This is a genomic window from Moorena sp. SIO4E2 (assembly GCF_010671945.1).
Taxonomy (GTDB): Bacteria; Cyanobacteriota; Cyanobacteriia; order Cyanobacteriales; family Coleofasciculaceae; genus Moorena; species Moorena producens.
Map to the genome: position 1 here is coordinate 1 of NZ_JAAHIE010000252.1, position 10,480 is coordinate 10,480.

General features: G+C 44.6%; 8 protein-coding genes and 1 pseudogene. 4 read left to right on the forward strand and 5 right to left on the reverse strand.

What is annotated here, in order from left to right; all coding sequences use genetic code 11:
• Together F6K37_RS22645 and F6K37_RS22650 are read left to right on the forward strand one after the other, a co-directional pair.
• Entirely contained in the window at positions 1 to 327 is a 327-nt protein-coding gene (locus tag F6K37_RS22645) for a DUF4870 domain-containing protein (protein WP_044495225.1), read from the forward strand.
• 95 nt (positions 328 to 422) lie between these two features.
• A complete protein-coding gene (locus F6K37_RS22650; protein ID WP_008189507.1) occupies positions 423 to 2,423 on the forward strand; it encodes an FAD-dependent oxidoreductase in 2,001 nt (666 codons plus the stop codon).
• Between the two features lie 447 nt (positions 2,424 to 2,870).
• Here F6K37_RS22650 and tatC read toward each other — a convergent pair whose 3' ends face one another.
• A complete protein-coding gene (gene tatC, locus F6K37_RS22655; RefSeq protein WP_287252289.1) occupies positions 2,871 to 3,653 on the reverse strand; it encodes a twin-arginine translocase subunit TatC in 783 nt (260 codons plus the stop codon).
• A gap of 72 nt (positions 3,654 to 3,725) precedes the next feature.
• Positions 3,726 to 5,315, reverse strand: coding sequence for a glycoside hydrolase family 57 protein (locus F6K37_RS22660; RefSeq protein ID WP_008189510.1), 1,590 nt, complete (start codon positions 5,313 to 5,315; stop codon positions 3,726 to 3,728).
• A 227-nt stretch (positions 5,316 to 5,542) separates the two neighbouring features.
• On the opposite strand from F6K37_RS22660, the gene F6K37_RS22665 reads away from it, so the two are divergent.
• A complete protein-coding gene (locus F6K37_RS22665; RefSeq protein WP_438941762.1) occupies positions 5,543 to 6,760 on the forward strand; it encodes a histidine kinase in 1,218 nt (405 codons plus the stop codon).
• A gap of 141 nt (positions 6,761 to 6,901) precedes the next feature.
• Here the strand turns inward: F6K37_RS22665 and mutY are convergent.
• The 3 genes and pseudogenes from mutY to F6K37_RS22685 form a co-directional block, all read right to left on the reverse strand.
• A pseudogene (gene mutY, locus F6K37_RS45605) lies at positions 6,902 to 7,976 on the reverse strand (A/G-specific adenine glycosylase).
• Between the two features lie 82 nt (positions 7,977 to 8,058).
• Complete coding sequence (locus F6K37_RS22680) at positions 8,059 to 8,406, reverse strand: DUF760 domain-containing protein (RefSeq protein ID WP_008189517.1); 348 nt, start codon at positions 8,404 to 8,406, stop codon at positions 8,059 to 8,061.
• Positions 8,407 to 8,659: 253 nt separating this feature from the next.
• Complete coding sequence (locus tag F6K37_RS22685) at positions 8,660 to 9,619, reverse strand: RNA polymerase sigma factor, RpoD/SigA family (protein WP_008189520.1); 960 nt, start codon at positions 9,617 to 9,619, stop codon at positions 8,660 to 8,662.
• A 159-nt stretch (positions 9,620 to 9,778) separates the two neighbouring features.
• Here F6K37_RS22685 and F6K37_RS22690 point away from each other — a divergent pair, with 159 nt between their 5' ends.
• A complete protein-coding gene (locus tag F6K37_RS22690; protein WP_008189522.1) occupies positions 9,779 to 10,417 on the forward strand; it encodes a histidine phosphatase family protein in 639 nt (212 codons plus the stop codon).
• The last annotated feature ends 63 nt before the right edge of the window (positions 10,418 to 10,480 follow it).

Consider the following 10,480-nt stretch of genomic DNA (forward strand, 5'->3'; position numbering starts at 1 on the left):
ATGGATCAACGAAAGCTTTTATCACTGTTATGTCATGGCTCAATATTTTTTAGCTCTCTGGTGGTCTCTATTGCCATCCCGATAGTCATTTTTTTGGTCACCGAAGACTCAGTGGTCAAAGAAAATGCGAAAGAAGCTCTGAATTTTCACATTTGCCTTTATATATATGGGGTGATTTGTCTGATACTGACTGTGGTGATTATTGGGATTCCGCTGCTAATTATATTAGGGCTTGTCAGTCTAATTATGTCCATAATTGCCTTAGTCAAGGTGCTGGAAAATCCTAATCAGCCCTATCGCTATCCGTTTATTTTTCGGGTGCTTTGACATGCCATGGCATAATTGATACAACGTTTGGGAGATGACAGTATTGATAAGTTAGGGTAATTTATCGTCAAAGATTTTACTGACTATTCCGAATCATGAAGCGATCGCTTGTCCGTATTTCCGTATTCATATCATTACTAGGGTTTACTCCATCTCCTGGTATAGCAGCTCCCCCTAGAACTCCAGACCAAACCGAATCGTGTGAAATCTTAGTGATTGGAGGTGGATTGGCTGGTGCGGCGGCTGCCTATGAAGGCTTATTGGCAGGGCAAACGGTGTGCTTGACTGAGATTACCGACTGGGTAGGGGGACAAATTTCTGCCCAGGGAACCTCTGCTCTGGATGAACGACCCACTCAGCGATCGCGTTTATTCTATCCTAAGGGCTATCTAGAATTACGCGATCGCATCAAACGCTACTACCGTCAACTCAATCCTGGGGACTGCTGGGTAAGTGAATCCTGTTTTCTACCCCGTGATGCTCACCAAATCCTGTTTAATATTTTACGAAAGGCGGCCAAACGGGGAAAAGGGAGATTAAAATGGTTTCCCTCTACTGTAGTTAAGGAACTAGAGATTAGCGCCGATGGCAAAACTATTGACAGTGTGATTGCTATTCAACACAAAAGTACTGCTGATGCTCCTGGCCTGAACACTTTTCCCCTATCTCAAACCATTGAAGATTGGTATAGCTACGAGAATTCCTCCCGCTTTGAGAAAAGCATTTTGCGCATTGTCCCCCAACAGACCCAAGACAATAGTTCTAATTGGTATATTATCGACGCAACAGAAACTGGTGAAATTATTGCCCTAGCTGACGTTCCCTACCAGTTGGGGATTGACTCCCGCTCCTACCTAAACCCTTCCGCATCTAGTGCTACTGACGACCCCTATTGCACCCAAGGCTTTACCTACACCTTTGCCATGGAGCAAACCAAGGAGCCTCAAACCCAAGAAATGCCTTCGTTTTACCCGCAATACCAACCCTACTACAGCTATGAATTACAACGGCTAGCGGACTTTGAAGGAGTATTCACCTATCGGCGAATTTGGAGTTCTAAGCGGGGTAAACGGATCCGATGGGGGGTTACTGCTCCTACTCCAGGAGATATTTCCATGCAAAACTGGACATGGGGTAATGATTATCGTCCTGGCACTTCAGAAGATAATCTAGTGTACACCCGTCGCCAATTACGAACCAGTGGTCAACTGGCTCCTGGTGGCTGGATGGGAGGCTTGCGCACGGAAAGTCTACGGAAAGGAGAAGAAAATGCTCTCGGTTATTACTATTGGCTAGTGGCAGGGACTACCGACTCCCAGCTTGGGGATGGGGTAAAAGAGCCTCATCCCAATCACCGCTATCTAACCGGGTTAGATTCTCCGATGGGGACAATGCATGGGTTGTCTAAGTATCCCTATATCAGGGAAGGAAGGCGGATTATTGGACGCCCTTCCTTTGGCTATCCTCAAGGCTTTACTATATCTGAAGTGGATATTTCCCGCCGTGACTACCAGGATGAGTATTATCGGCAGACTCTCTCACCAGACGAATATCGCCGCTTGTGGGCAGTATTGGCTGGATTAGAAGCACCCTCTGTGATTCAAGGTAAAATCCAGCCAGATCAAGTCAGCCAACGCAGTCGCTCTACTATCTATCCTGATTCTGTGGGTATTGGTCACTATGCCATCGACTTTCATCCTTGTATGACCTTAAGTCCAGCAGAAACCCCAGGAAACACCGAGCGTCAAGGGGAACGGCGGGGAGCAGGTCAAGCCTATCCGTTCCAAATTCCCCTGCGAGCGATAATTCCCCAGAAAATTGACAACCTATTAGTAGCAGGTAAAAGTATTGCTACCAGTCACATTGCCGCTGCTGCTTATCGCGTGCATTCCTTTGAATGGTCATCCGGTGCTGCTGCTGGTACAACCGCTGCTTTTTCCTTAGAAACTGGGATAGCACCTTACCAGCTTGTACAAGAACCCCTCTTCCAACAAACCCAACTCCAAGCTCTACGCCAGCAGTTAGAAAAAAACGGTAATCCCACCGCTTTCCCAGACACGTCCATTTTTAATCAAAATTGGGAGGATTGGCGTTAAAGGGACACAGTTTACTAATAGTAATTATCTTTAGTAGGCTACGTTTTTACATACATTGATAATGGCTCTTCCATAGATATTATGCTAAATAACCGCCCAAATCAATTATCGCCTTACTGGGCAATTATTTGACTTTATAAACAGTTTTTTTAACTGTTAAAGTAATTCCCAGTAAAGCTTTCAGCATAAGGGAAATTAAAATTAGCATCAACTTGTAACAAAGAGCATTTATTATCTGTTTCTCAATAGTAATAAGTCATGATTGTGCCATGACTTATTACTATGATGAATTAGCGACAATAATGCTAAAGATAGTTAGTTAGTTAGTAATTGGTCATTGGTAATTAGACTACTATTCCCTATTCCCTATTCCCAGAAGGTATTTGTAGCCAACATTCAATAGCCCGATGGTAGTTTTGATAGCGGGTTGATTAACCTGACTTAATATTATTTGCCGACCAACTTCACCATTCCAATCCCACCAAAATATAGACCAAGTACAGCACCCCCCAGTAAACTTTGAGTGAGAGGATCTGTCGAAGGAGTCAGCACTGCTCCCAAGATAGCTGCTCCTAGGACAACCGTGCGCCAACCAGAAAGCATTTGCTTGGAAGAAACAATTCCCAAAAATCCCAGTAACATTTGAATAACTGGGATTTGAAATGCCAAGCCAGTACTAAACATCAACAGTAAGACAAATTCAAAATACTTATCAATTGACCACAACTGCTCTACTACATCTGCTCCGTAACTGATAAAGAAATTCAGAGCAGCAGGAATTAGAGCAATGTAGGCAAATACCAAGCCTAGGAAAAACAGAACCGTTGAGCCTAAAACCACAGGTCCAATGAAGCGTCGCTCCCGGCGAGTCAACCCTGGTAAAACAAATAGAAGGATTTGGTAAAGAATAAAAGGACTAGCCACCAGTAAGCCACTATAGCCAGCCACTTTCAAGGACACAAAAAAGTATTCCCCTGGAGCCAGTTGCAGAAACTTGACCCCCCTAGCTGGAATTTCCAGCAACTGAACAATCGGCTTAACTGCGACAAAGCAGCCAGCCATGGACAAAAATACAGCAATCAGCGAGTAAAAAATCCGCTTTCGCAACTCCTCTAAATGGTCGAACAGAGACATCTCGACATCATTAGGTACCTCGTCGAGATAGGTCTCAGGGTCTTTGAGAGTATCCAAACTTTCCTGGGGAGGAGTATCTAACTCAGAAGGCGTCATGGATTTTGATTGGCTTAGGGAACGTTCACTATTGTATCTTCTTGTATCTTCCAACGATTGTGTGGGGATAATTCAAACTCGACGATAAACGCGATAGTTAATCTTGGGAAAGATATTGTCAATCTCCTCGACCTTCTCCAGCCAGCCTGCATCAATCTTGCCCAGCTTGATATCATCGTAAAGCTTATTAAACCGCATCAAATGCGATCGCGTTCGTCTAACTGCATAAGGAACCATTGTCTCGGTGCGCATAATAAATGCCCAGTCTGACGATTGCGCTAGTAGTAACTCTCGCGCTGCTTGATTTAATGCCTTCCACTCCAACTCGTCTGTAGCTTCCAACTTTGACAGCTCAATCATCCGTTCTGTGGCTTTGTGCAGATGAGGGTAAATCCAGGTATTGGTTTCATTGAGCCAGTATTCATGGAACCCCTGATACCCCCAGCTAGATTGAGAAGGCTTACAGACTTGTTGGATCGGATGATTCCGCAAATAATCTGCCAAATGAGTCATTTCATAGGTGTTCTGGTCATACCACGACTTACGGAGCAAGACATCCAGAAACCAAGGACCTTCGTACCACCAGTGACCAAATAACTCTGCGTCATAGGGAGACACCACAATTGGAGAACGCTCTATTATTGCTGCTAGATGTTTAACCTGCTGCTGGCGATTAAACATGAAATTTCCAGCATGTTCCGCAGCTTTGTCTTTTGCCCAATACGGATCATACAGTTGCTTTTCCCCTAATCCTGTACCACGGTCTGTAATTTTGTGATACTTTATACCCGTATTCTTCCGCTTTCCATGGGGCATAATATAAGGTTTAATGTAATTATAATCTGCTTCCCAGCCTAAATCCTTGTAAAATTCCCGATATACTGGATCCCCTGGATACCCGACTTCCGAGGACCACACCTGCTGGGATGACTCATGGTCACGACCAAATGCAGCAACTCCTGTCTCAGTATAAATGGGGGCATAGGTACCAAAACGTGGTCGGGGACGAGCGTAGAGAATACCATGACTATCCATCATAAAATAGCGCAAACCAGCATCTGCTAGCATCTCCTCCATCCCTTCGTAGTAAGCGCATTCCGGTAACCAGATGCCCTTGGGCGGACAGCCAAAGTTTTGCTCATAATGTTCACAAGCCACCCGAATTTGAGCCCAAACTGCTTGGGGATACATCTTCATCAGAGGAAAATAGCCATGGGTAGCACCGCAGGTGATAATTTCCAGGTTATTACTGTCTAAAAATTTTTTAAATCCCTTGACTAAATCCCTTTCATAGTGTATCCATGTTTGGCGAATAGTGCTGAACTCTTGAACATAATGTTGGGCTAGGTAACGGATATGACCATTATGCTGATTATGCTCAACCTCCTTCTTGGCTAGTTCTTCGAGCAGTGACAGATGGCGCTCATAACGTTCTTGTAGTAGTGGATCCCGTAGCATTGACACTAAAGTTGGTGTCATACTCATGGTTATTTTGAAGTCAATCCCATCCCGCTTTAATCCCTCAAAAACATGTAGTAGGGGAATATAGGTTTCAGTAATGGCTTCAAATAGCCACTCTTCTTCTAGAACATAATCACTTTCTGGATGCCTAACAAACGGTAAATGGGCGTGAAGGACAAGAGCAACGTAGCCAATAGCCATGATCAAGTAGCAGCCGTGGATAGGTTTTTAAAGGAGAACTGACGCAATCCGCGATAATGTTACATTATTTTAAGATTTTAGTCTCAAATAGACCGGGAAAGTGGCAGAAAAGGGCTGGTTAGTACCGAGACTATAAAATAATAAAATAGATATTAAATTGTAAGGAAGCACACATCACCAACAAAAAATAACAAATCTTAGTCTTATTCCAGCCTTATTGGTTAAGAGTGCTAACACCAAATTGCATGCAGGCAGCTACACAAACACACACGAACTCCCCAACCTTTCTACAACTGCTGCTGTTTGTCGATGAACGTCCCGGTTCCCGTAAACAGCTCCAGTCTATCCACCATTATCTGGAAACTCTCAAGACAGAGTATCCCTTTGAACTAAAGGTTGTGGATGTTGGGGAACAACCCTATCTAGCTGAACATTTTAAGCTAGTAGCAACCCCAGCACTGATTAAGATTAATCCGAAACCCAAACAAACCCTTGCAGGTAGTAATCTAGTTGCCCAGCTGAAGAGCTGGTGGCCCCGCTGGCAACGCTCTATAGAAGAAAACCAAACCCAACTTACCCAAGGATTCCCTTTACAACCAACTGTTCGCTCATCTAACTCCTCGGCTGAGACATCACCAGAGACAGCTGGTTCCCTAGCTTGTGCCTTGGAACTGATTCGACTATCCGACGAACTATTTCGCCTGAAGAAAGATAGAGAAGAATTGCTTGAGCAGCTGCAATTTAAAGACCAAGTCATATCGATGTTAGCTCACGACTTGCGTAGTCCTTTGACAGCAGTATCCATTGCGTTGGACACCCTACAGCTAGAGCAACCAGTAGCCCAGAATGTTAGAAAACCTGGGCTGACGCCACAGCTAAAGGAACGGCTATTTGAGCAAGCTCGTAATCAATTGCGCACTATCAACCGGATGGTGGTGGATCTGCTGCAAGCTAGGAAGGGAAGTAATGCTGAATTCAACATCCGACCTCATAAACTGAATTTGGGCAGACTTTGCCAAGACGTTCTAGTTCAGATGCACGAACAGTTTCAGCTCAAAGCTCAACTTGTGCAAACCGACATCCCGCAAGACTTGCCTCCTGTCTACGGCGATGAAGAATTGGTGCGTCAGGTGCTAATTAACCTGCTGGATAATGCCATTAAGTATACTCCCAAAGGGGGGAAAATTGCTGTCTCTACCATCCACCGTACTACCCAGAAAGTTCAAGTCAGCGTTTGCGATGATGGTCCTGGTATACCACAAGAAAATCGCGATCGCATTTTTGAAGACCACTTCCGCCTTAAACGAGACGAAGCTATAGAAGGCTATGGGTTGGGCTTAGCCCTATGTCAAAAGATTATCCGTGCCCACTATGGTCGCATTTGGGTTGATTCACCTATCAAGGGTGGCAGCTGTTTTAACTTCACCTTACCGATTTATCGATAGCAAATGGGGTTGAAGGTTGAAGTTTGTTCCCGTAGCGTGGCCTATTGGCCAAGTTTGAAGTTTGTTCCCGTAGCGTGGCCTATTGGCCAAGGTTGAAGGTTGAAAGCGCTTTAGCAGTTGAACCGATCAGGTAATCGCTGTTCAGTCTTGAGAGCGCAAAGCCGCAATAATTTGAGTATTGGCTTTGGGGAAGGGGAACTGATCTACTTCATCTAAGGTGACCCAGCGAATCTCATCACATTCAATGGGTTGCGGAACACCACTGAGATGGCGACAGTGGTGTACACTTAGCACAACACGAAAGTGGCTGTAGGCGTGATTGATTGTGATCAGGTGTTCACCAACCTCAATCTCAATGCCCAATTCTTCCTGAATTTCGCGTTTAATACATTCCGGAACAGTTTCACCAAGCTCAATTTTGCCACCAGGAAACTCCCAAAGACCACCCAATAAGCCTTTTGCAGGTCGGCGGTCGATTAGAATTTGTCCCTGGTCGTTCCAGATTACAGCAACACCGATATTTTTTGTGGGTAGGGGAGAAGATGGTTCTCGCATAGGTATTTCAGATTGAATACCATGATTGTAAGCCTGACAGTAAGATTTCCAGGGACAATCAGGGCAATTGGGAGTTTTCCGAGTACAGATAGTTGCTCCCAAATCCATTATTCCGTAGGTTTTACTCTCGAGGATGTTGATGATCCAGTAAGGCTTCTGATCGCTTCCATAATTGTTGAGTGGCTTTGGCAGGTGGTATCGACAATGCTACCAATCGTGCTAGTACTCGTTTAACATTACCATCGAGAATAGCCACTGGCTGATTGAAGGCAGCGCTGAGAATACCACCTGCTGTTGTTCTACCAATCCCTGATAATGCTAAGACCTGACTCAGCTGTTGGGGAAAAACACCACCATGAGACTGCATAATTACTTTAGCGCAGGCGTGCAAGTTGCGAGCACGGGAGTAATATCCCAGACCTTCCCAAGCTTTGAGGACTTGCTGTAAGTCAGCAGATGCTAGATGTTCGAGGGTGGGAAATTGCTCCATCCAGCGGTGATAGTAGGGAATGACCGTTTTGACCTGGGTCTGCTGTAGCATAATTTCAGACACCCAGATGCTATAGGGTTCCCAACTTCGTCGCCAAGGTAAATCTCGACCAGCTCTGGCATACCAGTCCAAGAGTGATCTTCTTTGTTCCTCAATAATGGAAACCGACAGACTCAGGTGATGTCTGCCGATATTCGATTGGGCATTTTCTCTCAAAAATCTATAGATTCAGCCCTTTTAGGCCAAGGTTTGACTAATTTTCCTCCACAGATTGAGATTCAGCTATTTGCAAAGATTTGTCAAAAACCATACGTTGTTCAGCGTTCCTAAGGAAATAGCCGCTAACCATGGCTGAAGCCAAAAGGCGACCTAGATTCTCACGGCTAGTACTGATAGTTACACCAAAGTCTTGGGAAGGCAAGTTTCCCAACATTCCCATAATATTGTTTTCCATCACCTGATAGACTTCCGAAGACGTTGGTCTAGACAGCTGGGTAATGGTTTCTGGACTCATCGATTGAACATACTGCCAGAGTAAATTATTGTCAGAATCTTTATCAAAGAACTCAGGAACATGATTGGGATTGGATGCGTTATTCACCGTTTTACCTCCTAGCGATGGCTAATTCCGGTTTTTCTACTAGAGTCGGCAGCCAATGATGATGTTTATCTGTTTAGCTCTACTGCTTCGTATTTCTAATTACTTTAACAGGCAAATGACCATGGCAAAGTGGGTGGAACCGAACCATCTAGGATCTGATTTTCTCACCTATTGGTCATTAGTCATTGGTGATTGTGAGTCATGAGTCATGACTCATGACTCATGACTCATGACTAAACCGACTCAGCACAAATTAACTAGCTGGGATATATTCCCGCATATCCCCTTGACGCTTACGAAGTTTAGCGATCGCTTCTCGTTCGATTTGTCGCACTCGTTCACGGCTGATGTTGAGGTGTTGACCAATTTTGGCTAATGTCATCGGTTCGACCTCTGCCAAGCCATAACGGAGTCTCAACACCTGCCTCTGCTGCGGTGTCAAATCATCCATGAATTTCTCTAAGTCTAGCTGCATTAACGATTGATTCACAAAGTCTTCTGGTCCAGGACCGGTGTCTTCGAGCAACTCAACCAATTCTGTATCTTTGTTATCCCCCACTCGCAACTCCAAAGAGAGGGGTTGACGTGCTTGCTCGAAGTACTCTCGCAATTGATCAGGTGTGAGGTTCAACTCAATTGCCAATTCTGAGATAGTAGCTGTTCGTCCCAGCTTTTGGGAAAGTTGGCGCTGGGCTTTTTTGATTTTGTTTAACTTCTCAGTAATATGGATAGGAAGGCGAATCGTGCGCCCTTTTTCTGCGATCGCACGAGTAATTGCCTGCCTTATCCACCAGTAGGCGTAGGTAGAAAAACGATAGCCTTTGGTAGGGTCAAATTTTTCTACACCCCGCTGCAAGCCGATGGTTCCCTCTTGAATCAAGTCCAGCAACTCGAGATTACGCTTAATGTATTTCTTTGCCACTGCCACCACCAATCGCAAATTGGCTTCCACCATCTTGCGTTTAGCGGATTCACCAACAGCGATGCTAGACTTTAACTGAGAATCCGTTAGGCAAGATGCTGTTGCCCACTCAGAAAACGTAGGTTCACGACCCAGCTGTTGGACAAGGGACTCTTTGACTTCCTTTAAGGTTGTTAACTGCTTAACCTTTTTCCCGTAAGAAATTTCCTGCTCATGGGTCAGTAATGGTACACGACCAATTTCCTTTAAATAGGTACGAACTAAATCTGTAGAGTCCTGAGCGGTTTTCATTGAATTCGATGGCGTTATCAGTGAGATTTAAATTAAGAAAATTAAAGCAGACCCTGCTGGTTTTCCAAACCAGATGATAAGCTTTGTGGGATTCCAGTTAAATCATTTTCATAAAATTAACATAACTTAACTAAATTCCCGAAGAGGGTGTAAGGTAACATGACCCAAACTGTTTGGATTGCCAGACACGGAAACCGCCTTGACTTTGTTAACCCCGAATGGTTCAACAAGGCAGAGCGACCCTATGATCCACCCCTTTCAATAGATGGTGAACTGCAAGCAGCGCAACTGGGTCAACGCCTTGTAGGAAAAGGAATTCGGCATATATTCGCCTCACCGTTTTTACGAACTGTCCAAACGGCTAACCAAGTCGCAGAAATTCTGGATTTACCCATTAAGCTAGAGTTGGGTTTAAGTGAATGGCTCAATCCTGAGTGGATGGCAACTGAACCAGAAAGACTGCCTAATGAAGTATTGCACAAGCAGTTTCAGCGAATTGACACCAGTTATACTTCCTGTGTAATCCCTGAATATCCAGAAACAAGTGTTGCTTTACTGAAACGAACAGGTGAAACTGCACAACGTATCACCGCTCAATTTTCAGAAGACTTACTACTGGTTGGTCACGGACCATCAGTAGTTGGAACCACTCAGGGACTAGTCGGTGCCACACAAGACATTAAAGCATCCTTGTGCTGTTTAGTTAAACTAGTGCGCCAAGAAAAACAGTGGGTGATGGAACTGAATGGAGATACCTCTCACCTGAGTAAGACAGAAGATGTCATCCGGTTTAATTGAAGGGTATAAGCTTCCATAACATACGAAGGTTTTTTTGTCAATAGTCTACAGCCATAGTCTCCT

What these genes read in the sequence shown, in the direction of transcription:
- F6K37_RS22685 (WP_008189520.1), bottom strand. Translation starts at nt 9,619, where the DNA reads ATGAAAACCGCTCAGGACTCTACAGATTTAGTTCGTACCTATTTAAAG.
- F6K37_RS22690 (WP_008189522.1), top strand. Translation starts at nt 9,779, where the DNA reads ATGACCCAAACTGTTTGGATTGCCAGACACGGAAACCGCCTTGACTTT.
- tatC (WP_287252289.1), bottom strand. Translation starts at nt 3,653, where the DNA reads ATGACGCCTTCTGAGTTAGATACTCCTCCCCAGGAAAGTTTGGATACT.
- F6K37_RS22645 (WP_044495225.1), top strand. Translation starts at nt 1, where the DNA reads ATGGATCAACGAAAGCTTTTATCACTGTTATGTCATGGCTCAATATTT.
- F6K37_RS22650 (WP_008189507.1), top strand. Translation starts at nt 423, where the DNA reads ATGAAGCGATCGCTTGTCCGTATTTCCGTATTCATATCATTACTAGGG.
- F6K37_RS22660 (WP_008189510.1), bottom strand. Translation starts at nt 5,315, where the DNA reads ATGGCTATTGGCTACGTTGCTCTTGTCCTTCACGCCCATTTACCGTTT.